The organism is Bradyrhizobium liaoningense (assembly GCF_018130785.1).
Classification (GTDB): Bacteria; Pseudomonadota; Alphaproteobacteria; order Rhizobiales; family Xanthobacteraceae; genus Bradyrhizobium; species Bradyrhizobium liaoningense_A.
On record NZ_JAFCJT010000012.1, the window covers coordinates 147,209 to 170,436 of the forward strand.

Consider the following 23,228-nt stretch of genomic DNA (forward strand, 5'->3'; position numbering starts at 1 on the left):
CCGCAGGTCCCCGAAATTCGCATTGCCGCGCAGGCCCCGGTCGGGCAATGAGGGCGGCAATGAACCATAATCAAGAAGCCCTGACCGCCCGCGCCGCGCCGATCCTGTTCGTCGTGCTCTGGAGCACCGGATTCATCGGCACCAAATACGTCATCAACAATGCCGATCCCTTGACCTATCTCGCCATCCGCATGGCGATCGTGGTCGGCCTGATGGCGATCATCGCAAGCATTGCGCGACCGAAATGGCCGGACCGTGTCGACGTCGCGCATAGCGCTGTTGCCGGCATTCTCGTCCACGGCTTCTATCTCGGCGGCACGGCGATTGCGATCGCGCATTCGATCCCGGCCGGACTCTCGGCGCTGATTCCGGGCCTTCAGCCGATCCTGACCTCGACCATCGCCAACCGCTGGCTCGGCGAACGCGTGACGCCGGTGCAATGGGCGGGGCTCGTGCTTGGCCTCGGCGGCGTGATGCTGATCCTGCACGGCCGCCCCATGACCGGCGAAGCCGGGCTCGGCTGGCTCGCCTCGGTGGTCTCGCTGATCAGCATCACGCTCGGCACGCTCTATCAGCGCCGCTACTGCAACCACATCGACTGGCGCGCCGGCAATCTCGTGCAATATGTGGCCGTCACCGTCTTCTTTGCGGTCGGCGCCTTCCTGTTCGAAGACCGCGTGGTGCACTGGACGCGGGAGTTCGTGCTCGCGCTCGGCTGGCTCGCCGTGGCGCTCTCGATCGGATCGATCGGGCTGTTGTACTGGCTGATCCGGCACGCTGCGGCGACCTCGGTTGCAAGCCTGTTCTACCTGGTGCCCGCCGTCACGGCGCTGATGGCCTATCTGCTGTTCGGCGAGAAGCTCGATGCGCTGGCGATTGCCGGCATGGCGATGTGCGCGGCAGCGGTGTTCGTGGTCAACCGGCGCTTCTAGGCAGGCAGGCTAGTACGTCGGAATACATCCCTGACGTGCGGCGCGCGCTCGTGTTAGGCTGGACTGATTTCAGCTTCCCTTTCACACGGTGATTTCCATGAAAAAAGCGCGGCGCGCACTGCTCGGCAGATCCTTGAGGCCGGTCCGGATTGCCTGCATCAACTACGCAGAGGAGATGATGAGCGAACGGATGATGGGAAGGCTCACGGCGGCGCTCCAGAAATGCTACGACGAGCATTTCCTACCGGTCTGGGGTTATCCCATCGACCTCGACGTCACCCGAAAGCCGAAGCCGACGGACTGGCAGCTGCTCTACTTTGACGACGCTACCCACAAGAACTTCCTCGGGCGGCACGAGCTAACGCATCGTGGCCAGCCGATCTCAAAGATCTTTCTGAAGGCACTCGGCGAGGACGATCCGGTCAGCCTGGCGGCATCACACGAACTGTTCGAGATGGTTCTCGATCCCATGGCCAATCTGTGGGCCGACAAGACCCGGCACACCCAATATGCCTACGAGGTCTGCGACGCCGTGGAAGAGGAGTCTTTTCTCGTCAACGGCTTTCCGATGTCGAACTTCGTCTATCCCTCCTGGTTCGAGCCGTTCGAGCATCCCCGCGGCACCAAATTCGACCATATGGGATCGCTCAAGGCGCCGTTCTCGATGACGGAAGGCGGCTATGTCATCAAGAAGGTCAACGGCCGGAAGGTGATCAAGCAGTTTGGCTCACCCGAGAAGAGGAGGCGCTTCGCGAAGGAGGACCGGCGCGGCCATCGTAGCGAATTTCGCGATCCGAAGGGAGAGCATCACCCGGGCCGGCGCGCAGCCAAGCGGCGAGGGTAGGGATAAGAGAGGTCTCCGGGCGCCCCCGCACCCGGAGACCTGCTCGAGCGTGGCGATCAGCGCTTGGCCTTCTTTTTCGACTTGGCGGTCTTCTTGGCAGACTTCTTCGCGGACTTCCTGGTGGCCTTCTTTGCAGCCTTCTTGGCCGCTTTCTTCGACGACTTTTTTGCCTTCTTCGCAGATTTCTTGGACGCCTTCTTGGTTTTCTTCTTGGAAGCCTTCTTCGGCGCTACTTTCTTCGCGACCTTCTTGGCGGCTTTCCCGACCTTCTTGACGGCCGTGACTGCGGCTTCCCCGGTCGCTTCCACGGCGGTGGTGATCGTGTCCATCGCCTGTTCGGTGATCGGCTTCTCGTCGTCCATATCGTCCCCCACGGTTTGTATGGAGCGATGACGATAGCGGGTTTCAAGATTGTGTCAAAGCAACGCTCAACCTTTGCGGATCTTTGCGTAGGCGGCGAGCGCGCGCTCGCGCCCCTTCGCGTGGTCGACGATCGGCTGCGGATAGGTCTTGCCGAGCGTGACGCCCGCACTCGCGAGCTCGATCGGTGTTGCCTGCCAGGGCTGATGGATCAGCTTGGCCGGCACGTCTTTCAACTCCGGCACCCAGCGCCGGACGTAGGCCCCATCAGGATCGAACTTCTCGCCCTGGAGAGTTGGATTGAACACGCGGAAATACGGCGCGGCGTCGGCGCCGCAGCCGGCGACCCATTGCCAGTTGGCCGGATTGCTGCCGGCATCCGCATCAACCAGCGTGTCCCAGAACCAGCTCTCGCCGTCGCGCCAGTCGATCAGCAGATGCTTGACCAGGAAGGACGCCACCACCATCCGCACCCGGTTGTGCATCACGCCAGTGTGCCAGAGCTCGCGCAGGCCGGCATCGACAATGGGATAGCCCGTGCGTCCGCGCTGCCAGGCGGCGAGCGCTTTCTTGTCGCCCTTCCAGGGGAAGCCATCGAAATTCGTTTGCAGGTTTTCCGTGGCAAGGCCGGGATGATCGTGGAGGAGATGGCGGCAGAACTCGCGCCAGCCGAGCTCGCTCAGGAACTTTTCGACGCCGGGCCCGATCGCAGGATTCTCCGCCGCGGCAAAGCGCGCGGCGTGCCAGACCTGGCGCGGGCTGATCTCGCCGAACCTCAAGTGAGGCGACAGACCTGAAGTGCCCTCGCGGTCCGGGCGGTCGCGGTCGCCGACATAGAAGCGCGCGGTGTGCTCGAGGAAGTCGCGCAGGCGCTCGCGGGCCGAGGCTTCGCCCGGCGTCCAGCTCTCGCGCAGGCCGCCAGCCCAGTCGGGCTTTGCCGGCTCGAGCTTCCAGCTCTCCAGCGCGTCGCTGGCGAGCTGCGGCGCAGGGCGTAGCTCCCTCGGTGCGGGCAGAGGCTTGGGCGGATCGCCCAGCGACAGCACCCGCCGCCAGAACGGCGTGAACACGCGAAGACCCCGGCCTTCCTTGTTGCGGATCGCCGAGGGCGGGACGAGCAAGTCGCCGGGGAAGCTCCGCGAGTCCACGCCGAGCTTTGCCAGCGCCGCTTCGAGCTGCCTCTCAGCCGCCTGATGCGGCGACTGCGCGATCCCGTTCCAGTAGACGGCGCTCGCTCCGCTCTCGCGCGCCAGTTCAGTGATCACCCTGGCCGCCGGTCCCTTGCGCAGGATCAGCGATCCGCCGCGCGCGGAGATCTCGGTGCCGAGGGCCCGCAGCGACTGCGCCAGCCACCAGCGCGCCGCGGCGCCTGCTGCTCGCCCGGCCGCGTCATCCAGCACATAGAGGCAGATCACCGGCGTGCCGTTCTTGGAGGCGGCGTGGAGGGCGGGGTGGTCGGACAGCCGAAGGTCGTCGCGGAACCAGACGATGATGGGCGGCGCGCTTGGCGTAGTCAGGGTGTCCTCGTTTACAATTTGGCAACCATGCCGCGCGGCTCGGTGTGAACCGTCGTTAATGCGACCGTAAGCCGGATGCAGGAATATGCAGGAATTACGGGGGTTGTTCCATTCATGTCTAACCGTTCGACGGCGAAGTTCCTGCCGCAATTCAAGCTGGGTACCAAGTCCGTCCTGTGCGCCGTGCTGCTGATCGCCGTAAATACGGCGCTCGTGGTCGGCGCCGGCTACTGGTCGCTCACCTCCGCCTTCAACGATCGCGCGCTGCGCGACATCGAGGTCAATCTGCGCACGCTGGCGCTGGCCTTTGCCGAGACCGTTCCCGACGCGAAGATCACGATGCGGGATGGCGCGGTGGCGCGCGCCGAGATCCCCAAGATGCCCGATTTCAAGGATCACGCCATCGTCGATCGCGCGGTGTCCTATGTCGGCGGCAATGCGACCCTGTTCGTGTTCGACGATGCGAGCGGGCAGTTCGTCCGCCGCTCGACCAACGTGAAGAAGGAGAATGGCGACCGCGCTGTCGGGACCCAGCTTGCCGCCGATCATCCCGGGCAGGCCGTTCTGCGCCGCGGCGAGGCGTACAAGGGCCCGGCCACGCTGTTCGGCAAAACCTTCATGACCGCCTATTTCCCGGTCGCGGATGCAACCGGCAAGGTCGTCGGCATTCTCTATGTCGGCATCCCGATGGCGCAGTTCGAGAGCATGCTGACCCAGGCGATATCGAGCATGGGGGCCGCCGCGGGCCTTGCCGCGCTCCTGGTCCTGGTCCTCACCTTGCTGGTCGTCCGCCGCGTCACCAAGCCGCTCACCTCGGTCACGCGCTCGCTGACGGCGCTCGCCGAAGGCCAGAGCGACGTGGAGATCGATTGCGAGGATCGCGCCGACGAGATCGGCGAGATCGCCCGCACGGTCGCCGTGTTCAAGAGCAACTCGCTGGAGCGGGCGCGCCTGCGCAGCGAGCAGGCGGCGGCTTCGGCTGCCGCTGTCGAGCAGCGCAAATCCGACCTGCGCAACTTCGTTGAGGAATTCCGCGGCAGCGTCGGCGGCATCCTCGACAAGGTGCTGAGCTCCTCCGGTGAGTTCGAACGGGCGGCGCGGCAACTCACCGACACTGCGCGCTCCACGGCCGACCTGTCGGCGCAGTCGGCCGGCGCATCCGAGAACGCCTCCGAGCACGTCCGCACGGCGGCCTCAGCCTCCGACGAGCTGTCCCAGTCGATCTCCGAGATCACCCGCCGGGTGCAGGAGTCCAACGAGATCTCTGCCGAAGCGGTGCGGCAGGCCGAGGCGACCGACCAGCGCATCGCGCAGCTCTCCGAGGCGGGCGCGCGCATCGGCGACGTCGTCAAGCTGATCACCTCGATCGCCGAACAGACCAACTTGCTGGCGCTGAACGCCACCATCGAGGCCGCGCGCGCGGGCGATGCGGGCCGTGGTTTCGCCGTGGTGGCTCAGGAGGTCAAGACGCTTGCCGGCCAGACGGCCAAGGCGACCGACGAGATCTCGAACCAGATCGCCAGCATGCAGCTTGCGACCGAGGAGTCGGTAGCTGCCGTGAAGGGGATCGGCCAGATCATCGAACGCATCAGCGGCATCGCGAGCTCGATCTCGGCTGCGGTCGAGCAGCAGCGGAGCGCGACCCACAACATCGCGGCCAGCGTCCGCGCTGCGGCCTCCGGCACTGCCGACGTCGCGATCAATGTCCGTCATGCCGCCAAGGGTGCGAGCGAGACAGGCGAGACCTCGAGTCGGATGTTTGCTTCCGCCCAGGCGCTGTCAGGCGAGAGCCTGCATCTCAAGGCCGAGGTCGACGGCTTCCTCGAGCGCGTGCACGCGGCCTGAGGGGCGATTAGTCCTGGCGGTCGAAGGACCGGCCCCAATGCGCAATTGCACATTGGGGAATTTCGAGATCCCCGGTTCGCGCTTTCGCGCGAACCGGGATGACTTTTGCGGTTGCCAGGCGCAACCGCCAAAAGTCACTTCGGCTGCGGTACGATCCGGATGTAGGGCTTCGGTTCCTTCCAACCCTGCGGATAGATCGTCTTGGCCTCGTCGTTGGAGACCGAGCCGGCGATGATGACGTCCTCGCCCTGCGACCAGTCGGCCGGCGTTGCGACGCGATGCTTGGCGGTGAGCTGGAGCGAGTCGATGACGCGCAGGATCTCCTGAAAATTCCGCCCCGTGGTCATCGGATAGACCAGCACCAGCTTGATCTTCTTGTCGGGGCCGATGATGAAGACGTTGCGGACGGTCTGGTTGTCAGCCGGCGTGCGGGTGAGGGGATCGCCCGAGGTCGAGGCCGGCAGCATCTCGTAGAGCTTCGAGACGTTGAAGTCGGTGTCGCCGATCATCGGATAGTTGGGAGCCTCGCCTTGCGTCTCCTTGATGTCCTCCGACCATTTGGAATGGCGGTCGACCGGATCGACCGAGAGGCCCATCAGCTTGACGCCGCGCTTGTCGAATTCCGGCTTCAGCTTCGCAAGCGCGCCGAGCTCGGTCGTACAAACCGGCGTGAAGTCCTTGGGATGCGAGAACAGGAGGGCCCAGCTATTGCCGATCCAGTCGTGGAACTTGATCTTCCCTTCGGTGGTCTCGGCTTCGAAGTCGGGCGCGGTGGTGCCGATCGGGAGTGTCATGGTTCTACCTCATCTCATTGAATTTACTTGGTAATTCATCTTTTGTCGTCGCGGTCAGTATAGGGTCTCAGCGACCCTAAGTGAACCGCTTCAAGTAAAATGTGAATTCCTTCTTTGAACGGCCGATTTCCTAGCACCTTTCTGTTACAGGGGCGCCTGCGGCGAAACATCTCCACCGGAGCCGCACGGTCTCGATTGCCCAGATAATGCCTTTTATGACTCGCATCACGCTCGCCCGACGCTCTCCGGAACCGAAATGGTCCTCGTGGCGACTAATCGGCAACCATTGAGAAAAGTCGCGATCCCCGTATCGAATCATTAACCACCCCTTTACGCCGGCATGAAAATGCTGGTCGATCAGAAGAAATCTGGAAGTGAACTATGTCTGCCGCTGCGCCTAAGTCCGTTGACTCGCCGTCCCTCGAACCGTCCTGCCGCGATACCGCGGCTCATGCATTGACCGTCGTGCGCGACGGCGTGATCACGGGCGAAGGCCCGACCACCAAGGGCCGGGTCCACTTTTCCCGCTCGCTCGATGCCGATGACACCGCCTGGTGCGCGCGCATCCTCACCGCCACCGCGGTCAACGACCAGCCGGTCAGCCGTGCTGAAGCCGAAGCCCTGTTCGAGATCAACGAAGCCGCGACCGAGCGCACCGATGCTGGCCGGTTCGACGATTTGCTGGCCAAGGCCGTCGCCCATTATGCCGCGAGCGCCTCGGGTTTGAAGGTGCCGCCGCGCAGCGTCGCGCTGTCGGCAGAGTCCGACATCGAGAGCTGGGCGCCGTCCTACGCGTCGAAGGTCAACAGCGAAATGCTGGAATGGATCGCCGGCCAGATGCGCGGCAAGCGCCAGAACAACCGTCGTCTGATGGCGATGGTGGCGACTTTCCTTGGCGCCACCGCGCTGCCTCTGGCAGGCCAATTGCCGAACGTGTTCGACATCGGCATGTAAGAACGAAAGCGTTTTCGAGCGAATTGGAATACCGGCTCGCGTGAAGAAAACGCATTAAAATAAGAATCAGATCGTCGCGCCCCTTGCGGGGCGCCAGAGCAAGCGGCGGGGTTATTTCCCCGCCGTTTTTTGTTTGCCGGCGTCCGGGTCGAGCCCGAGCGTACGGCCCGGGAAGCCGGCGGCGTCGAAATAACGCTGGCTGCCGACGCGCTGGACGTTGAGCACGGTCTCAAGACCGTTCTCCGACTTCTTCTTCGACCTCTCCACGCTCTTGTACGCCTTCGGCACGATGCCGTTGGGCAGCGCCTCCGACATCACGCGGCCGACGAGGCCGCCGTTCTGCGAACCGCGCAAACCGAGGAGATGGGCGGACGTCATGCCGACGTCGGCGTTGCTGACCGGGATCTCGCTGACATAGCCGGCTTTGAAGTCCGGACCGATCGCGGCCATGAAGTTCATGGTGTCGCCGCGGCTGAAGCTGCCATGCATACCCTGGCCCTGGCGCAGCACGGTGTCGGCGACCTGCACCGAGCAGTTGGTCGGTGCTTCGCCGCAATCGCTGGCATAGGAGCGGAAGTTGACGACGATCGACGGCGTCGGCGTCGCCGACTTGCCGCGCAGATTGAGGCTCGACAGTGGCAGCGTGCCCGGGAACCGGCCGAGTGAGTCCTCGACGAACAGGCCGGAGACGTAGTCCTGCTCGAGCAGCGCCTTGATCGTTTTCGCCGCCAGCTTCTTGTCCTTGCTCGGCAGATAGATGAGGTCCGAACCGCCATTGGTGGCGACGACGACGTCGGGCTTGGCCGGATCCTTGCCGAGCACGCCATTGCCGGCCTTCGGATGCTTGTTGCCTTCAACCTTCGCATTCTTGTCGTTGGGATCGAACAGCGGCAGATCGAGCGCTTTCGCAAGGTCGATCGCCAGAAAGCCCATCGGCAGGAAGTCCTTCGGCGTATCGTCATAGCTGAGCTTGGCCGAGGGACTGGTCTTGCTTTCCTTGGAGATGGTCGAGAAGCCGTGGTCGGCCTGGACCATGATGTTGGTGTTGGCGGCGAGTCCGAGCTCGTCCAGCGCCCTGCGCAACTGGGCGAGGTTGTCGTCGGCGTTCTTGATGCCAGCCATCGAGGTCGGCCCGTTGATGCCGGGCTTGATCTGGTTGAGGCTGTCGCCGGTGTTGTGCTGGCTGCCGTCGGGATCGCGCGACCAGAACACCAGCACGAAGGGCTTGTTGCGGGCCTTGAACATCGGCAGCACCACCTTGGTGGCGACGTCGGCGAAATAGGCCTGCTGTGCGACGTTGGCGACAATGGTGCCGGGCGTCTTGGCATCGCCGGCCTTGCTGTTGTCGCCGCGCGGGGGCGTTGCGAGGGGCAGGCCGGCCTTGGTCAGCGCCGCCCTCACCTCGTCCGACAGCGCCACGCCGTTCTTGCCGCCTGTGGAGTCGTCGAACACGACCGAATGCAGGCCGGGCTTTTCGGGCTTGTCGGTGTGGTCGAACTGATAGGTCGGGCCGACCTTGCCGATCGCCGCGGTGCTGAGGCCCTTGTCGCGGGCCATCTTCAAAATGGTCTCTTCGTTGAGATAGTCGCCCTTGAAATGCTCGTCGATGTCGCCCAGCACGGCGTCGTTCTCGATGAAGGGGACCACGGTGTCGCCAGCGGGGACGGACGTGTAGTTGGTCCAGATCGTGTTGGAGAATACGCCGGTATCGCCGAGATAATGGCCGGTCGACATCGCCGAGCCGTTGGCCATGGTGAAGGTCGGGAAGAGGGAGTGCGGGTTCTTGAAGTTGACGCCCTTGTCGCGGACCTCGGCCATCGCCGGCGCCGTTTCAGGAGTGACCTTCAGCGCGCGCAGACCGTCGGGAATGAACAGGATCAGGTTACGGGGCGTGTTGTTCTGGGCGGAGGCAAATCCGGTGGACAGCACTGTCAGTCCGGCGGACAGCAACACCAGTGAACGGCGCATCAAAATCTCCTAGCGGTGAGGCGGCTTGGCCGCCGACCGCGGCCCCCGGCAATCGTTTAGTTTTGCTGTATGACAGTTTTGTTACAAGGCCCGCTGCGCATGCAAGAGGGCTGGGGAGGGGCCTCATTGTCACGGACTCGTCATTGCGAGCGCAGCGAAGCAATCCAGAGTCTTTCCGCGGAGGCATTCTGGATTGCTCCGCTGCGCTCGCAATGACGGAGGTTCGAGGCGACGGTGGCGTTTCGCAACTGGCAATGCGCACGCCGCAAAAGAAAGACCCGCCGCTCGATCAAGCGGCGGGTCCTTCAACAAAATTCGCGCCACCAGCTGCGATAGACGCCCGTCAGCGTGCCGTTGTTGTTTCCTTCCGGTCCGACATCGCCCTGAGTTGAACTCGGTGTCGGATGGTCGGAGCCGTTCAGCGCACCGTACGATCCGGCCGCATCGCGATAATACGCGCGCGGCCGAACCGGCTCATGCGATGGGGAGCGTTCCGGACGCATTCGGATCCGCGCCATCAACTCCGATCAACTGGTTATGAAGTATCGCTTCTGGAGCGAAGTGCCTGAAATCAACGGGAAATTCCGGGCGTTCTGCCGCACCCCGTTTCCTGGTAATCCCGTGCCTTAACCAACAATTAATTATACGTTTGCGGGTGGGTGACAGCCCGGCCTAGCGTGCGGTGGGGAGCGGCCGAAGCCAAACGAGTTGGTGCGTATCATGATGTCCAGATCACACGGCAGATCACTTGGCAGATCACTTGGGGCCTTGTTCGCCTCGCTCAGCGCAGCCGCGCTGCTCCTTGCCCCCAGCGACAGTTTTGCACGGCCCGGCGGCGCCGCGCCGCATGGCGTGACAGGCGTTGCGCCATCCGGCCCGATGGCGCGGCCGCCGATGGCGCCGGGCGCCCGGTTCCGCGGGCGTAATACACCCTGGGTCTATTGGCCGGGCGGCGGCGGCTTCTTCTACGACAACCCTGGTTACAGCCAGCCCTTCGTCGATGCCGGCCAGCCCGTCTCCACCGACGTGCGCTACACCTACACCTATGACGTTCCCTGGGACTGGACGCATCGCTTCCCGCCGAACGTCGTGCCGTCCGACCGGCCTTACGTGCCGAGCTGCCCGACGGAGCAGGTGACGGTGCCCGGCCGTGGTGGCGGCGAGCACACCGTCAATATCATGCGCTGCTACTGAGCGGCGTAGTCGCTTTTTGAGCATGATCGCTTCGGAAAACCGCTTCACACTTTTCCGGATCATGCTCTAGCCCAGCTCAAAACTGGTCACGCCGAAGACGCGGTCGATCCGCAGCGGCGTGATTGCGCCCGTGTACATCCGCGCCGTCTCGAACACCGGCTTGAGCCCGAGCGATTCCGCGAGCGCGATCGCCTCGCGATTGACGGCGGGGACGTCGAGGAAGACTTCGCCGCCGCCTGTGCTTGCCAGCAGGGCCTGCACGATCGCGTCCGCCGCCCCACGGTCGTCGGCGACGAGCGGGCCGATCTTGTGGCCGGTCCGGCAGGGCCGGATCACGCCCCATGCGGCGAGCTTGCCGTCGCGCAGCAGCGCGCGGCCGAGATGGCCTGATGCCTTGATCCAGGCGCGCAGGAAGGCGCTGCGCGGCGCTGGGAAGACGGTCGCGTCGTCGGCTTCAACGAGCGCGAATGGGATATTGTCGAGCGTGACTATATTGGCGGGCGGCCTCAGTGGCGCGGCGACGATGCCGCCGTAGCGGATATTGGCGTAGGCAAGCTGGAAGCCGGACTTTTTGTAGTTGTCCTGCTGCGCCACGACGCCGTCGAGCCCGATCACGCGTGTGCCCGCATGCGCGATCGCCGCGTTCCAGATGCGCAGGCCGTGGCCCGCGCCGCGAAAGCCTGCGCGCACGATGTAGAAGCCGAGGAAGGCGAAGCGATCATCGTAATTGACGCAGGAGACGGTCGCGACCGGCTCGCCGTCGATCTCGCCGACGAAGAAACCCTTTGCATCCGGGATCGCGAAACAGGTGGCGTCCGACAGGCCCGGATTCCAGCCCTCGGCCGCGGCCCAGTCGACGGCGATGGCGATCTCCTCGGGGCGCAAGTTGCGGATCTGCAGATCGCTCATGACGGATGCCTTGACGGATGCCTTGGGCGGTGGACCTGGCGGCAGGTCCGGCGGTAGAAGGCCTCATGATAGGCCGGGCTCGGGGCTCGCCTCAACACAGGGATGATCCGTCATGGCAGCAGAGAAGGTCGCACTGGTCACCGCCGGTGGCAGCGGCATGGGCGCAGGGGTTGCGCGGCGGCTCGCGGCCGACGGCTTTCGCGTCGGGATCCTGTCGTCCTCCGGCAAGGGCGAGGCGCTGGCAGTCGAGCTCGGCGGCCTCGGCGTCACCGGCTCCAACAAGTCGAACGATGATCTGAAGCGGCTCGTCGACGGGGCGATGGCCAAATGGGGACGCATCGACGTGCTCGTCAACAGCGCCGGCCACGGGCCGCGCGCGGCGATCACGGAGATCACCGACGAGCAGTGGCACACCGGCCTCGACACGTATCTCCTCAACGTGATCCGGCCGACCCGGCTGGTGACGCCGGTGATGCAGGCGCAGAAGAGCGGCGCCATCATCAACATCTCGACCGCCTGGGCATTCGAGCCGAGCGCAATGTTTCCGACCTCTGCGGTGTTCCGCGCCGGCCTTGCCGCCTTCACCAAGATCTTCACCGACACCCATGCCGCCGACAACATCCGCATGAACAACGTTCTGCCGGGCTGGATCGACAGCCTGCCGCAGACCGACGCGCGGCGCGACAGTGTGCCGATGAAGCGCTACGGCAAGGTCGAGGAGATCGCGGCGACGGTCGCGTTCCTGGCATCTGACGGTGCGGCCTACATCACCGGCCAGAATATCCGCGTCGACGGCGGACTGACGCGATCGGTGTGAGTCGGCGCGCGGCTTCGCTCCGCCATTCTGGTGCACTTGTCGTAACGCGACGCGCGGCCTGCGCGGTGCGCCGCTGCGGCGAGGCGGCGCGTGGCGTTTGGGTCACACTCACCACTGGTCTTGCGCGATAAGTCACCGACTACGTCACAGTCCATACGAACTGCGCCGCAGGCCGAGACGAACGGACGTCCTCCGCCTATTCCCAAACCGCGCGGTAAGGCTCCCACCAGCGCGCATCGAAAACGTGAGATCAAGCGCGTGGGGGAATGGAGATTGGAATGAAGAAGCTTTTGCTGGCGGTCGCTTCGATTGTGCTCGGCACCGCATCCGTGCAGGCGGCCGACCTCGCGGCGCAATACACCAAGGCGCCGATCATGGCGCCTGTCTACAACTGGACGGGTTTCTACGTCGGCGGCAATGTCGGCGGGCAGTGGGGCGACTCTGATCTGAACACCTCGACGGTGTTCTCTCCGACCGGCTATTTTGCGGCGAGCAGCGTCCCCGCCATCAACACGGTCGGCGCCCAGGGCGTCAACAGCTCCAGCGTGACCGGCGGCTTTACCGCGGGCTACAACTGGCAGGTCAACCACGCCGTGCTCGGCCTCGAAGGTGACATCAACTATTTCGGTTTCAAGGGCAGCGCGACGGGCTCTGCGCTCTATCCCTGCTGCGCCCCGACAGGCTTTACCGTGTCGTCGTCGGTCTCGGCCGATTGGCTCGCCACCATCCGCGGCCGCATCGGCTTCCTCGCGGCTCCGACCTGGCTGCTCTATGCGACGGGCGGCGCGGCGATCTCCGAGGTGAAGGGCAATTTCAATTTCACCGACACGTTCTCAGCCGCGACCGAGTCCGCCACGATCCGCGACACGCGCCTCGGCTGGACCGCAGGCGTCGGCACCGAATATGCCTTCGGCGGCGGCTGGTCGCTCAAGGCCGAATATCTCTACGTCGATCTCGGCCGCGCCACGGCGACCAGCACCAATCTGGTCGGCTTTGCCGGAACGACGCCATTTCCGAGCAATGTCTACACCCACTCGGTCGATCTCAAGTCGAACATCGTGCGCGTCGGCGTGAACTACAAGTTCGGCGGACCGGTCGTCGCCAGGTACTGAGCATCCCGTTCCGATCCTGGCGTGGAAAGCCCCGGCTCTGCCGGGGCTTTCTGTTTCTGCGGGCATGTTCAGCGCGAGGCCACGAGCTTGGCCAATGCAGGCAGGATCTTGTAGCGAACGATCTCATGCGGATATTCGCCGCGATTGGCGAGCAGGACCATGGCGATCCGTCGCGCCGGCACAAGACCGAGATAGCCGGAGGCGTTGTTGAGGCCGCCCGGCTTGTCGACGATGGTGACGCCGGGAAGGCGCACATTCTCCCAGGCCATCGCCTCACCGAACTTGTCGTCAACCCGGAAAACTTCGCGTTGAGCCAGCCGCAACGCCTCGCGCAAATGCGGATCGATCGAGCGGCCGTCGACGTTGGCGGCGACGAATGCCGCGAGATCGCGGGCCGAAGAGAACATCTGGCCCGTGCCGGGAAAGTCAAAATAGCTTTGCTGGTTGCCGGGTGGCCCGATCGGCATGCCCTGATCCGAATAGCCCTGGACCACGCGCTGCATCCAAGCCGCATCCATGACGGCGCGGTCGTCCTCGCCGCGTTCGGGCACGGAGGTCGCATTCATGCCAAGCGGTTTGAGGATCCGCTGATCGAACAGTGTTGCGATCGGGGCGCCGTAGCAGCGCTCGAGCACGAGCTGAATCAGCACGTAACAGGCATGGCTGTAGATGCGCTGCTTGCCGGGCGCTTCGCCGGCCTGCGGCTTCCAGGCGTTGAACATCTCGATGAATTGCGCCCGCGAAAAAGAGTCGTTCGGCCAGGGCGGATGGTCGGTCGGCAACAGCATGCCCGACGTGTGCGTGGCGAGCTGGCCGACGGTGACGCGGCGGACATAGTCGCCGGTCAGCTCGGGCAGATATTTTGGCAACGCGTCGTCGAGCCGCAATTCGCCGCGGAGCGAGCCCAGCGCCACAAGCGTTGCCTCGAAGGGCTTTCTCAGGGAACCGAGGTTGAACAACGTATCCGGTGTGACGGGCCTTCGCGTGGCGTCGTCGGCAAGGCCATAGTTGAAGAATTCGACATGTCCGCCGGCGTAGAGCGCGGCAGCGAGGCCGCCCGGCTGGTCCGGTGTCATGGTCGGGGCCAGCTCACCCGCAACGATGTCACGCATCTGCGCGATCATGTCGGAATCCGCCGATGCGCGGCGCGGCCAGGCAAGCGCGAGGGGAACAAGCGCAGCCCGCGCGAGGGCCCGCCGGGTGAGGTGCGATGAGGTGACAACAGTCGGCACGGCTCTGACGCATGATGCGATGCGCCCCCAAGATTCTTTTAGCGGGGAGGGCCCCGCACCCCAATTCACGATTCCGCGTTGTGGGTTCCCATTGGACCGTGCCGAAATTACTTAGCTTTTTGGCTAACAATCGTTGACGTCAGGCGACGATGACTCTATAGTTAGCTTCATGGCTAACCAATTATCCCAGCTCGACCAGATCTTCGCAGCCCTTGCCGATCCTACTAGGCGGGCGATCGTGATGCGGCTCTGCGCCGGCGAGGCGTCGGTCGGCGAGCTCGCCGATCCGTTCGAGATGGCGCTGCCGAGCTTCATGAAACACATCCATGTGCTGGAGATGAGCGGGCTCGTCCTGTCGGAGAAGTCCGGCCGCGTGCGCACCTGTCGCCTCAGCCCCGACGCGCTCGTTGGCGCTGAGGACTGGTTCCAGCAGCAGCGCGCGATCTGGGAGGCCCGGCTCGACCGGTTCGAGGCCTACGTGATGAAGCTGAAGAAAGAGAAGGAGCGGGCGGTTGCGAAACGGCCGTCCCGTACAACCAAACGGAAAGGTTCCGAGTGATGACGAATTCTGCCAATGCTGCCCTGTCGCAATGGTCGCTCGACCGCGAGATCGTGATGTCGCGCGTGATCGACGCGCCGCGTGATCTGGTGTTCGAGGCGTGGTCCGACCCGAAGCATCTGCCGCAATGGTTCGGGCCGAAGGGCTTCAAGGTCGAAACCTTCGAAATCGACGTGCGCGTCGGCGGCGTCTGGCGCTTCAACATGATCGGCCCTGATGGCACCGTCTATCCGAACCGCATGCGCTTCCGCCGCATCGAGCGGCCCTCGTTGATGGAGATGGATCACGGCACCGACCAGGATGACGATCCCGGCATGTTCCGCTTCACCGTCACCTTTGCCGAGCAGAGCAACGGCAAGACCGTGCTGATGATGCGGCAGCTGGCCTCGAGCACCGAGCAGCGCGACGGCATGATCGGCTTCGGCGCCGTCGAATACGGCTACCAGACGCTGGACAAGCTCGCGGCGTATGTGGGTGGGATGAAGAGATAGAGTCCCCCCGCGTTATTCCGGGGGCCTCGAAGAGGCGCCCCGGAATAAGCTCGGAAACGCATGGGGAGAACGGTCGCCTTCGCGAATATGACAGCGCGCAGGTCAATTATGACAACGCCATAACGTAGATTTTTGTCGCGTCGCGCCGCTGATTTATGACAGAATTGCTACCGCTAAATGTCATATCGGTTACGGCGGAGCGATTCATGTTGCAGTGGCAGGCGCGGTCAAATCCCCTCGCGTGGTGGTGGGGCTCCCTGACGCTTGTCAGTGCGGCCAACATTCTCGTCTGGTTCATGCTGTACCGCGAATTCTATACGACGCCTGCCGGCAGTCTCGGCGGTGGCTCCGACATCGGGCTGATGTTCCTGCTCTGCGCCGGCTATGTGTTCGGCTGCGCCTTCCGCTCGTTCCTGCCGCGCGCCGACGTGCAGCGCATCTGCCTGTTCGATACCTGGCTCTCCAGCGTCTTCGTCGGCCGCACCGTCGCGACCGTGGCCGAGCTGTGCTTCGTCGCGCAATGGGCGATCATCCTGCATCAGCTGGGTCAGATGACAGGGGCGGAGACCGCGGTGAACATCGCGCTCGTGATCGTGCCGATCATCATCATCGCCGAGTGCTTCTCCTGGTACGCGGTGGTGACGACCAACTTCCTCTTCAACGCGATCGAGAATTCGCTGTGGGCGGTGACCTTCTTCCTCGCGGGCATCGCGCTGTGTCGCCTCATGCCGGAATTCCAGGGACCGGTGCGCTGGGCGCTGATGTCAGGCATCGTCGGCATCGCCTGCTTCCTCGCCTTCCTCATCACCGTCGACGTGCCGATGTATCTCAGCCGCTGGCGGGCAGGGCATGCCGAGGGCAGTCGGTTCTTGGGCTTCCTCGAAGGCCTGCATGATGTCTCGACACGCTGGGTGGTGACCCACGACATCGCGCACTGGAAGGGCGAGCTGACCTGGATGTTCCTGTATTTCAGCGCAGCGGTGTGGTCGAGCCTCGCGCTCTGCGCGCTCTACGCGATGGAAGGCTATCTCACGCGGTATCTGGCCTAATCGGCTATTTACCGACCAGGCTGCACTTGCTGCGGTCGAGCGGGCGGAAAGCCTGGTCGGGCGGGATGGTCGCGACCAGCTTGACGAAGTCCCAGGGGCCCTTGGACTCCTCGGGCGTCTTGACCTGCACCAGATAGAGATCGTGCACCATGCGCTGATCCTCGCGAATGCGACCGTTTGGCGTATATGCATCCGACACCGGCGTCGCTTTCATCTTGGCCATCACGGCCGCGCTGTCGTCCGTATCGCTGTCCTTGACGGCTTGCAGATAGTGACGCACGGCGGAATAGACGCCGGCCTGGATCTGTGACGGCATCGCCTTGCGGCGGGCATAGAACGCGTCCGAGAATTTCCGGGCGGCCGTCGAGACGTCCTCGAAGAACGAGGTGACGATGAGATCGCCGCGCGTCGCCTTCAGGCCGACCGCCTCGATGTCGACGTTCTGGAACGACATCGGCACGATCTTCATGCCCTGGTCTGCGAGCCCGAATTCCTCCGCCTGCTTGATCGCGGTGGCGTTGTCGCCGGCGACGTTGATCGCGAGGATTTTTGCGCCGGACGACTGGGCCTGAAGCAGGAACGACGAGTAGTCGGGCGTGCCGAGCTGGGCTTTCACGCTGCCGGCAACCTTGCCGCCGAGCGCGGCGATGCGGTCGCGCGCGGTCGCCTCGATCGAATGGCCGAAAGCATAGTCGCCGGTGATGAAGAACCACGGCTCCTTGCTGGTCTGCATGATGCCCGAGACCACGGCGGTCGCGGTGGAGTAGGCGTCCTGGGTCCATTGCACGCTGGTCGGTGCGCAGGCCTCGTCGGTGAGCTGGTTGGCACCGGCGCCGGAGACCAGGAAGATCTTGCCGTTGCCACGCACCAGCTCCTGCACCGCGAGCGCCGCACCGGAACTGCCGCCGTCTGCGATCGCCTGCACACCGTCGCTGAACCATTTGCGGGCGAGCGAGGCCGCAAGGTCCGGCTTGTTCTGGTGATCGGCCTGCAGGATCTCGATCGGCTTGCCATTGATCCTGCCGCCGAACTCCTCCGCCGCCATCCGCGCCGCCTCGACCGAGCCTGGGCCCATGGCGGTCGCGAAAATGCCGTTCATGTCGGTGAGGACGCCGATGCGGATGGCGTCGCCCTTGATCTCGGCGCGCGCGGTGGGGCCTGCGAGCGCCAGCGCAATGAGCAGAGTGACGGCGGATGTCGTGCGAAGGGGGACCATGGCGTTTCCTGATGTTGTTATGTTTGATTGATCGGCGTCGGCGGTCAGGCCGGTTCGGCGATGACCTTGTTGCGCAAGGTGCCGATGCCGGAGATTTCGACCTCGACGGTGTCGCCGGGGCGCATCCACAGCGGCGGCGTGCGCTTGGCGCCGACGCCGCCCGGCGTGCCCGTCACGATGACGTCGCCGGGGACGAGCGGACAGATCGTCGAGATGTAGGCGATCAGCTCGGGGATGCCTGTGATTAGCAGATCGGTCGTGGTGTCCTGCACGACGGTGCCGTTCAGCCGTGTCTGCAAGGTCAGTTTGGACGGATCGGGAATCTCGTCTGCCGTCACCAGCCACGGACCAAAGCTGCCGCTCTCGGCAAAGGTCTTGCCGGAGAGGAATTGGCTGGTGTGGCGTTGCCAGTCGCGGATGCTGCCTTCATTGTAGCAGGAATAGCCGGCGATATGATCGAGCGCGCGGCCTGCGGGGATATGCCGGCCCTCCTTGCCGATGACCAGCGCGAGCTCGCCCTCATAGTCGAAATCGTCGCTCACTTTCGGCTTCACGATGGGCTGGAGATGGCCGACCTGGCTGCAGGGGAAGCGGACGAACAGCGCCGGCTTCTCGGTGACGGTGCGGCCGGTCTCGGCGACATGATCGCGATAATTGAGGCCGACGCAGATGATCTTGCCGGGATCGGGGATCACGGGAGCGAAGGCAATGCTGCCGAGCGGATGATCCGGCGCAGTGGATGCCACTAGCTTGGCCGCCTCGGCGACGCGGCCAGCTTCGAGCAACTGTCGCAGCGTGGTGCAGGGCGACATGCGCGCGCCGAGATCGACGACGCCGTTGTCCTTGACGGCCCCGAAGGAGGTGCGGCCATTGGCGACGAAAGAGAGCAGCTTCATAGGATGTCCTTGAGAGGTTCGGTCAGGCCGCGGACGGCACGTGGGTTGGAGGCGTGATGGCGGCGATGAGCCGGCCAAGTTCAGTCTCGTTGCGGGCGGTGCCGCGGATGTAGCGGTCGGGGCGAACGAGCGCGGCGATGACGCCGTGCTCGCGGAGCCACGGGCCAATGCCTTCTGCATCATCGCTGGTCAGGATATTGAGCCCTGCCTGCGAATGAGCCAGATGCGGCGGGAGGGTGGCAGCGCTTTCGACGAGCAACACATGGCTGTAGCCGATCTGATCGTCGGAGCGGGCGCCATCGCCGAGTATGAATTGCGGTGCGAGATGTCCGGCAATAGGCAGATCGCCGAGCGCGAGCCCCGGGCCGAGCAGGGGCTTTTTCACCTCGAGCTTGACCGGCGCATTCTCACGCGCTTGCCCGGCGGCAAGGCCCGCTTCGATCGCCTTGGTGTTGATGACGCCGCCGAGGCGAATGGCAAGCTCGATGAACTCGCGCACATGCGGCTGGCGCTCGGTCTGATAGGTGTCGAGCAGATCGGGCGCGACGCCCTCGCGTATGACCGCAGCAAGCTTCCAGGCGAGGTTTGCGGCATCGCGGATGCCGGCACACATGCCCTGGCCGAGGAAGGGTGGGGTCTGGTGCGCGGAGTCGCCCGCGAGCAGCAGCCGTCCGTTCCGCCATTGCTGTGCAATGACGGAATGAAAGGTGTAGACCGCTGCGCGCTCAAGCTCCGCATCGTCGGGGGTGGCCCAGCGCGACAGCAACTCCCAGACCTTGGCCGGCTGCGCGACATCCTGGGAGTCCTCGTCGCGAAGAACCGTGATCTCCCAGCGCCGCCGCGTGCCGGTGCCGCGCACATAGGTCGCAGGCCGCCGCGGATCGCAATGCTGGAGGCTGTAGTCGCCGAGATCGTCGCGCTCGCGCTTGAGCAGCACGTCGACGACGAGCCAGCGCTCGTGGAAGCCGAGATCCTCCATGCCGGAGCCGATGAAGCGTCGCACCAGCGAGCGGGCGCCATCGCAGCCGATGACATAGCCGGCGCGAACCTCGCCGAGCTGTCCGTTGGAGAGGTCTTCGTAGCGGACGCGCGCGCCGGTCTCGTCCTGATCCAGCGCAAACACATCGCAGCGGCTTCGCAAGGTGACATGCGGCCAGCGCGAGAGGCCACCGATCAGCACGTCCTCCAGATCAGGCTGGTGGAAGCGGTAGCTGAGATTCCAGCCCATCGGCGTCAGCGTCTGCGGCCGCGACCAATCCAGCAGCATCCGGCCGTCGGCGTCGAGGAAGAGCATCCCGGGGCTGAGGATGGTTTGCGGCAGGATCGCGTCGGCGAGGCCAATGGTCTGGAACACGCGCATGCATTCGTCGTCGAAATGTACCGCGCGCGGCAAATGATAGGTCCGCGCCTCTCGATCCAGTACCAGCGTCCGCACGCCGCAAAGGCCGAGCAGATTGGCGAGCGTGGTCCCGACCGGGCCACGGCCGACGATCACGACATCAAACTCGTCAGGGGCGGATTTATCTTGCATGGGGCTATCTCTTCCCCAAGCCGTGCCGCCCGTTCAACGCCGCCGCGTCAAGTGTCCGCCCAGCGGACGGGGTCCGCCTACACCTCGACCGGAATGGCGGATGCCGTCTCCTGAAGTTGCGCTGCAAACTGCGCCACCGCCTCTTCAATCCCAAGGGCCGAGCGAATCCAGATGATGGAGATGCAGCCAAACACCGCGCCATTCCGCACGATCGGGACGGCAATCGAGGCCGTCTTGGGATTGTACTCGCCCTCGCTGCGGATCGCGTAGCCGCGAGCGGCTGTCTCCGCGATCATCTGGTCGAGGCGGGCTTGGTCGAGGAAGGGACGGTCGTCGGCCTCGTCGATACGGCGAAGATGATTGACGATCAGGTCGCGCTCGCGGGCCGGGCAGGCGGCGAGATAGGCGCGGCCCGCAGACGTCCGCAACATCGGCAGGCGCTTGCCGATCATGCCGCGGTCGATCGAGAGCGGGCTGCGGGAATGGGTGGTCTCCTGCACCACCATCGCGGCGTTCTCGTAAGTGGAGAGATCGACCGGCCAGACCAGGGTCTTGCCCAGTTCCGCGAGAAAAGGTGCAGCGGCCTGGCAGATCACCACGCCGGGATCGTATCCGTCGCCGAGACTGAGCGCGCGCCGGGTCACGCGAAAGCGGTCGTCGCTGGCGCTGCGGGCAACATAACCGAGCTCCTCCAGCGTCTCGAGCAGGCGATAGACCGTGGGACGGGGCAGGTCGAGCGCGCGCGCGACGTCGCCGGCACGGATGCCGCCGGAGCGGTTGACCTCCTGCAGCACGTCCAACCCGCGCTTGAAGGCGCGGACGCCCTCCGATTGCCGCGGTTGTCCGTTCCGCGTCCGCTCCTTGGACACTTCGTATTTCCTCCCTTGTAGCCGATCGCGGCGCGACTATCGTCTTTGCGAACGCGAAGCGATCGCGGGACGCTACCGTAGGATCGCGCGCGGCCGGTATCAAGTTCGCCGCAGTGCGGCGAATGCGATGCCCTCGGGAGGACGTCGATGGAAATCACCGCACTCGGCTATATCGGGATCAATTCATCCCAGCTCGATCAGTGGGGCCAGATGGCGACCGGGCTGCTCGGCATGCAGCAGGTCGAACGCGGCGGCAAGATGCGCGCCTTCCGCATGGATGATCGCAAGCAGCGCCTGATCGTCGATGGCAGCAGCGACGCCGGCCTTGCGGTGATGGGCTGGGAGGTTCCCTCGACTGCGGAGCTGGATCAGCTGGCTGGGCGGCTGGAAAACCACGGCGTGAAGGTGACGCGCGGATCGCGCGCGCTCGCCGACGAGCGTCACGTGGCTGAATTGATCGTGTTCGCCGACCCCGCAGGCAACCGGCTCGAGGCTTTCTGCAAGCCGGAGCTCGCGAGCGAACCCTTCAAGCCGGGCCGGCCGATCACGGGTTTCCGCACCGGGGCACTCGGCATGGGACATGTTGTGCTCAATGTCGAGGACGTCGAACCGTTGGTGCCGTTCTATCGCGACGTGCTCGGCTTCCGCGTCTCCGATTTCGGGCTGAAGCCGTATGGGCTCTATTTCTTCCACGTCAACGGCCGCCACCACTCCTTTGCGATGGTCGGGTCGGGGCGGAAGGCCCTGCACCATTTCATGGTCGAACTCGGCAGCCTCGACGATGTCGGGCAGGGCTACGACCTTGCGCAGCTCGAAGATGGCCGCGTCGTCTATACGCTGGGTCGGCACACCAACGACCACATGACCTCGTTCTACGTGAATACGCCGTCCGGCTTCTTCATCGAATATGGCTGGGGCGGGCGCGTGATCGATCCCGAGACCTGGCAGCCGCACGAGACCTTTGACGGGCCCTCGCTGTGGGGCCACGAGCGCCTTTACATGCCGGAGGAGCCGCGCAAGCGCCTGCGCGACATGCGGCTGGATGCGGCGGCCCGCGGCGTCCGTGTCGCCGACCCGCGCGTTCCGCCGCTCAACTGCGCGTGGCTCGACGCGGTGGTCGCGCGCGAATGATTGGCCACGCGGCAACAATCTGACATCCAGGGAAGGACACCATGCTCAAGACCCTTTTGCGGGCAGGCTTTGTGCTGCTCGCGTTCACCACCGTTGTCTCGGCCGAACCGATCAGGGTGACGCTGCTCGGCACCGGCGTGCCGACGCCGCGGCCGACCAGTTTCAGTGCGTCGACGCTGGTGGAGGCGGGGAGTGAAAAACTGCTGTTCGATCTCGGCCGCGGCTCGACCATGCAGCTCTACAAGCTGAGGATCCCGCTCGGCGCGATCACCGCGAACTTCATCACCCATCTGCATTCCGACCACCTCGTCGGCCTTCCCGACATGTGGCTGACCGGCTGGCTCGCCACGCCATGGGCCTCACGCAAGGGACCTATGAAGCTCTATGGCCCCAGGGGCACCGTCGCCATGACGGAGAACCTGACCAAGGCGTTCGCCGACGACATCCGCATTCGCATCGACGACGAGCATCTCGATCCGAAGGCTGTGGAGTTCGCCGCGAAGGATATCGAGGCCGGAACTGTCTACGACAACAACGGCGTCAAGGTCACCGCGATCGAGGTCAACCATGGCGACAAGATTAAGCCGTCGTTCGGCTATGTCGTCGAATATGGCGGCCACAAGGTCGTGCTGTCCGGCGACACCAAATACGATGAGCGCATCGCGAAGGCGGCTGAAGGCGCCGATCTGCTGATCCACGAGGTTGCGGTGATCGAGCCGGAGCTTCTGGTCAGAAATCCGGTCTATAAGGACATCCAGGCGCACCACACGTCACCCGAGGAAGCCGGCCGGATCTTTGCATCCGCCAAGCCAAAGCTCGCCGTCTATTCCCACATCGTGTTCGGCACGGTGAAACCGGGGCCCGGCATTCCGGAGGAGCCGCTGATCCTGCGCACGCGGACCGCCTACAAAGGGCCGCTGCTGGTCGGCCGCGACATGATGTCGTTCAGGATCGGCGACACGGTCGAGGCATTTGCACCTGACGGAGCGAAGCTGGAGCCTTAAGCTTTCG

Annotated in this window: 22 protein-coding genes and 1 pseudogene; 12 read left to right on the forward strand and 11 right to left on the reverse strand. The window is 64.5% G+C overall.

Annotated elements, in window-relative coordinates; genetic code table 11:
- The first annotated feature begins 59 nt into the window (after nucleotides 1-59).
- Nucleotides 60-932: a DMT family transporter gene (locus tag JQ627_RS23540; protein WP_212486481.1), complete on the forward strand. Its 873-nt coding sequence runs from the start codon at nucleotides 60-62 to the stop codon at nucleotides 930-932.
- Nucleotides 933-1,029: 97 nt separating this feature from the next.
- Nucleotides 1,030-1,776, forward strand: coding sequence for a hypothetical protein (locus JQ627_RS23545; RefSeq protein ID WP_212486482.1), 747 nt, complete (start codon nucleotides 1,030-1,032; stop codon nucleotides 1,774-1,776).
- A gap of 56 nt (nucleotides 1,777-1,832) precedes the next feature.
- Here JQ627_RS23545 and JQ627_RS23550 read toward each other — a convergent pair whose 3' ends face one another.
- Together JQ627_RS23550 and JQ627_RS23555 are read right to left on the reverse strand one after the other, a co-directional pair.
- Nucleotides 1,833-2,138 carry a histone gene (locus JQ627_RS23550; protein WP_212486483.1) on the reverse strand — a complete coding sequence of 102 codons (306 nt, stop codon included), beginning with the start codon at nucleotides 2,136-2,138 and terminating at the stop codon, nucleotides 1,833-1,835.
- 66 nt (nucleotides 2,139-2,204) lie between these two features.
- Nucleotides 2,205-3,650 (reverse strand): deoxyribodipyrimidine photo-lyase, encoded by a 1,446-nt coding sequence (locus JQ627_RS23555; protein ID WP_212486547.1) that lies wholly within the window; start codon nucleotides 3,648-3,650, stop codon nucleotides 2,205-2,207.
- A gap of 114 nt (nucleotides 3,651-3,764) precedes the next feature.
- Between JQ627_RS23555 and JQ627_RS23560 the strand changes: the two genes are divergently transcribed.
- Nucleotides 3,765-5,495: a methyl-accepting chemotaxis protein gene (locus tag JQ627_RS23560; RefSeq protein WP_212486484.1), complete on the forward strand. Its 1,731-nt coding sequence runs from the start codon at nucleotides 3,765-3,767 to the stop codon at nucleotides 5,493-5,495.
- 134 nt (nucleotides 5,496-5,629) lie between these two features.
- Here the strand turns inward: JQ627_RS23560 and JQ627_RS23565 are convergent, their stop codons facing one another.
- Nucleotides 5,630-6,289, reverse strand: coding sequence for a peroxiredoxin (locus tag JQ627_RS23565; protein ID WP_212486485.1), 660 nt, complete (start codon nucleotides 6,287-6,289; stop codon nucleotides 5,630-5,632).
- Nucleotides 6,290-6,670: 381 nt separating this feature from the next.
- On the opposite strand from JQ627_RS23565, the gene JQ627_RS23570 reads away from it, so the two are divergent.
- Nucleotides 6,671-7,243 carry a hypothetical protein gene (locus JQ627_RS23570; protein ID WP_212486486.1) on the forward strand — a complete coding sequence of 191 codons (573 nt, stop codon included), beginning with the start codon at nucleotides 6,671-6,673 and terminating at the stop codon, nucleotides 7,241-7,243.
- A gap of 111 nt (nucleotides 7,244-7,354) precedes the next feature.
- Here JQ627_RS23570 and JQ627_RS23575 read toward each other — a convergent pair whose 3' ends face one another.
- Together JQ627_RS23575 and JQ627_RS39800 are read right to left on the reverse strand one after the other, a co-directional pair.
- The gene (locus JQ627_RS23575) at nucleotides 7,355-9,211 is read right to left on the reverse strand and encodes an alkaline phosphatase family protein (protein WP_212486487.1); all 1,857 of its coding nucleotides are present in this window, start codon (nucleotides 9,209-9,211) and stop codon (nucleotides 7,355-7,357) included.
- Nucleotides 9,212-9,516: 305 nt separating this feature from the next.
- A pseudogene (locus tag JQ627_RS39800) lies at nucleotides 9,517-9,699 on the reverse strand (hypothetical protein); the annotation flags it as partial.
- A 232-nt stretch (nucleotides 9,700-9,931) separates the two neighbouring features.
- Between JQ627_RS39800 and JQ627_RS23580 the strand changes: the two are divergent.
- Complete coding sequence (locus tag JQ627_RS23580) at nucleotides 9,932-10,405, forward strand: hypothetical protein (RefSeq protein ID WP_212486488.1); 474 nt, start codon at nucleotides 9,932-9,934, stop codon at nucleotides 10,403-10,405.
- 66 nt (nucleotides 10,406-10,471) lie between these two features.
- Here the strand turns inward: JQ627_RS23580 and JQ627_RS23585 are convergent, their stop codons facing one another.
- Nucleotides 10,472-11,314 (reverse strand): GNAT family N-acetyltransferase, encoded by an 843-nt coding sequence (locus JQ627_RS23585; protein WP_212486489.1) that lies wholly within the window; start codon nucleotides 11,312-11,314, stop codon nucleotides 10,472-10,474.
- A 112-nt stretch (nucleotides 11,315-11,426) separates the two neighbouring features.
- Here JQ627_RS23585 and JQ627_RS23590 point away from each other — a divergent pair, with 112 nt between their 5' ends.
- Complete coding sequence (locus JQ627_RS23590; protein ID WP_212486490.1) at nucleotides 11,427-12,131, forward strand: SDR family oxidoreductase; 705 nt, start codon at nucleotides 11,427-11,429, stop codon at nucleotides 12,129-12,131.
- Nucleotides 12,132-12,409: 278 nt separating this feature from the next.
- Nucleotides 12,410-13,243 carry an outer membrane protein gene (locus tag JQ627_RS23595; RefSeq protein ID WP_212486491.1) on the forward strand — a complete coding sequence of 278 codons (834 nt, stop codon included), beginning with the start codon at nucleotides 12,410-12,412 and terminating at the stop codon, nucleotides 13,241-13,243.
- Nucleotides 13,244-13,311: 68 nt separating this feature from the next.
- On the opposite strand, the gene JQ627_RS23600 is transcribed toward JQ627_RS23595, so the two are convergent.
- Nucleotides 13,312-14,367 (reverse strand): serine hydrolase, encoded by a 1,056-nt coding sequence (locus tag JQ627_RS23600; protein WP_212486492.1) that lies wholly within the window; start codon nucleotides 14,365-14,367, stop codon nucleotides 13,312-13,314.
- Between the two features lie 277 nt (nucleotides 14,368-14,644).
- On the opposite strand from JQ627_RS23600, the gene JQ627_RS23605 reads away from it, so the two are divergent.
- The 3 genes from JQ627_RS23605 (at nucleotide 14,645) to JQ627_RS23615 (ending at nucleotide 16,574) form a co-directional block, all read left to right on the forward strand.
- Nucleotides 14,645-15,034, forward strand: a complete 390-nt coding sequence (locus JQ627_RS23605) for a helix-turn-helix transcriptional regulator (protein ID WP_212486493.1) — start codon at nucleotides 14,645-14,647, stop codon at nucleotides 15,032-15,034.
- Nucleotides 15,034-15,525, forward strand: coding sequence for an SRPBCC family protein (locus tag JQ627_RS23610; protein ID WP_212486494.1), 492 nt, complete (start codon nucleotides 15,034-15,036; stop codon nucleotides 15,523-15,525). The genes JQ627_RS23605 and JQ627_RS23610 overlap by 1 nt, the downstream gene beginning before the upstream one ends.
- Nucleotides 15,526-15,731: 206 nt before the next feature.
- Nucleotides 15,732-16,574 (forward strand): hypothetical protein, encoded by an 843-nt coding sequence (locus JQ627_RS23615; protein WP_212486495.1) that lies wholly within the window; start codon nucleotides 15,732-15,734, stop codon nucleotides 16,572-16,574.
- Nucleotides 16,575-16,578: 4 nt separating this feature from the next.
- Here JQ627_RS23615 and JQ627_RS23620 read toward each other — a convergent pair whose 3' ends face one another.
- The 4 genes from JQ627_RS23620 to JQ627_RS23635 form a co-directional block, all read right to left on the reverse strand.
- Nucleotides 16,579-17,790 (reverse strand): ABC transporter substrate-binding protein, encoded by a 1,212-nt coding sequence (locus JQ627_RS23620; RefSeq protein ID WP_212486496.1) that lies wholly within the window; start codon nucleotides 17,788-17,790, stop codon nucleotides 16,579-16,581.
- A gap of 44 nt (nucleotides 17,791-17,834) precedes the next feature.
- A complete protein-coding gene (locus JQ627_RS23625) occupies nucleotides 17,835-18,686 on the reverse strand; it encodes a fumarylacetoacetate hydrolase family protein (RefSeq protein ID WP_212486497.1) in 852 nt (283 codons plus the stop codon).
- A gap of 22 nt (nucleotides 18,687-18,708) precedes the next feature.
- Nucleotides 18,709-20,217 (reverse strand): bifunctional 3-(3-hydroxy-phenyl)propionate/3-hydroxycinnamic acid hydroxylase, encoded by a 1,509-nt coding sequence (locus tag JQ627_RS23630; RefSeq protein ID WP_212486498.1) that lies wholly within the window; start codon nucleotides 20,215-20,217, stop codon nucleotides 18,709-18,711.
- 77 nt (nucleotides 20,218-20,294) lie between these two features.
- Nucleotides 20,295-21,086 carry a DNA-binding transcriptional regulator gene (locus tag JQ627_RS23635; protein ID WP_212486499.1) on the reverse strand — a complete coding sequence of 264 codons (792 nt, stop codon included), beginning with the start codon at nucleotides 21,084-21,086 and terminating at the stop codon, nucleotides 20,295-20,297.
- 147 nt (nucleotides 21,087-21,233) lie between these two features.
- Between JQ627_RS23635 and JQ627_RS23640 the strand changes: the two genes are divergently transcribed.
- Both JQ627_RS23640 and JQ627_RS23645 read left to right on the forward strand, forming a co-directional pair.
- Nucleotides 21,234-22,217 carry a VOC family protein gene (locus JQ627_RS23640; protein ID WP_212486500.1) on the forward strand — a complete coding sequence of 328 codons (984 nt, stop codon included), beginning with the start codon at nucleotides 21,234-21,236 and terminating at the stop codon, nucleotides 22,215-22,217.
- Between the two features lie 41 nt (nucleotides 22,218-22,258).
- Nucleotides 22,259-23,221 (forward strand): MBL fold metallo-hydrolase, encoded by a 963-nt coding sequence (locus JQ627_RS23645; protein WP_212486501.1) that lies wholly within the window; start codon nucleotides 22,259-22,261, stop codon nucleotides 23,219-23,221.
- The last annotated feature ends 7 nt before the right edge of the window (nucleotides 23,222-23,228 follow it).

Coding starts and splice junctions, on each gene's coding strand:
- JQ627_RS23540 (WP_212486481.1), top strand. CDS start 60: ATGAACCATAATCAAGAAGCCCTGACCGCCCGCGCCGCGCCGATCCTG.
- JQ627_RS23545 (WP_212486482.1), top strand. CDS start 1,030: ATGAAAAAAGCGCGGCGCGCACTGCTCGGCAGATCCTTGAGGCCGGTC.
- JQ627_RS23550 (WP_212486483.1), bottom strand. CDS start 2,138: ATGGACGACGAGAAGCCGATCACCGAACAGGCGATGGACACGATCACC.
- JQ627_RS23560 (WP_212486484.1), top strand. CDS start 3,765: ATGTCTAACCGTTCGACGGCGAAGTTCCTGCCGCAATTCAAGCTGGGT.
- JQ627_RS23565 (WP_212486485.1), bottom strand. CDS start 6,289: ATGACACTCCCGATCGGCACCACCGCGCCCGACTTCGAAGCCGAGACC.
- JQ627_RS23570 (WP_212486486.1), top strand. CDS start 6,671: ATGTCTGCCGCTGCGCCTAAGTCCGTTGACTCGCCGTCCCTCGAACCG.
- JQ627_RS23575 (WP_212486487.1), bottom strand. CDS start 9,211: ATGCGCCGTTCACTGGTGTTGCTGTCCGCCGGACTGACAGTGCTGTCC.
- JQ627_RS23580 (WP_212486488.1), top strand. CDS start 9,932: ATGATGTCCAGATCACACGGCAGATCACTTGGCAGATCACTTGGGGCC.
- JQ627_RS23585 (WP_212486489.1), bottom strand. CDS start 11,314: ATGAGCGATCTGCAGATCCGCAACTTGCGCCCCGAGGAGATCGCCATC.
- JQ627_RS23590 (WP_212486490.1), top strand. CDS start 11,427: ATGGCAGCAGAGAAGGTCGCACTGGTCACCGCCGGTGGCAGCGGCATG.
- JQ627_RS23595 (WP_212486491.1), top strand. CDS start 12,410: ATGAAGAAGCTTTTGCTGGCGGTCGCTTCGATTGTGCTCGGCACCGCA.
- JQ627_RS23600 (WP_212486492.1), bottom strand. CDS start 14,367: ATGATCGCGCAGATGCGTGACATCGTTGCGGGTGAGCTGGCCCCGACC.
- JQ627_RS23605 (WP_212486493.1), top strand. CDS start 14,645: ATGGCTAACCAATTATCCCAGCTCGACCAGATCTTCGCAGCCCTTGCC.
- JQ627_RS23610 (WP_212486494.1), top strand. CDS start 15,034: ATGACGAATTCTGCCAATGCTGCCCTGTCGCAATGGTCGCTCGACCGC.
- JQ627_RS23615 (WP_212486495.1), top strand. CDS start 15,732: ATGTTGCAGTGGCAGGCGCGGTCAAATCCCCTCGCGTGGTGGTGGGGC.
- JQ627_RS23620 (WP_212486496.1), bottom strand. CDS start 17,790: ATGGTCCCCCTTCGCACGACATCCGCCGTCACTCTGCTCATTGCGCTG.
- JQ627_RS23625 (WP_212486497.1), bottom strand. CDS start 18,686: ATGAAGCTGCTCTCTTTCGTCGCCAATGGCCGCACCTCCTTCGGGGCC.
- JQ627_RS23630 (WP_212486498.1), bottom strand. CDS start 20,217: ATGCAAGATAAATCCGCCCCTGACGAGTTTGATGTCGTGATCGTCGGC.
- JQ627_RS23640 (WP_212486500.1), top strand. CDS start 21,234: ATGGAAATCACCGCACTCGGCTATATCGGGATCAATTCATCCCAGCTC.
- JQ627_RS23645 (WP_212486501.1), top strand. CDS start 22,259: ATGCTCAAGACCCTTTTGCGGGCAGGCTTTGTGCTGCTCGCGTTCACC.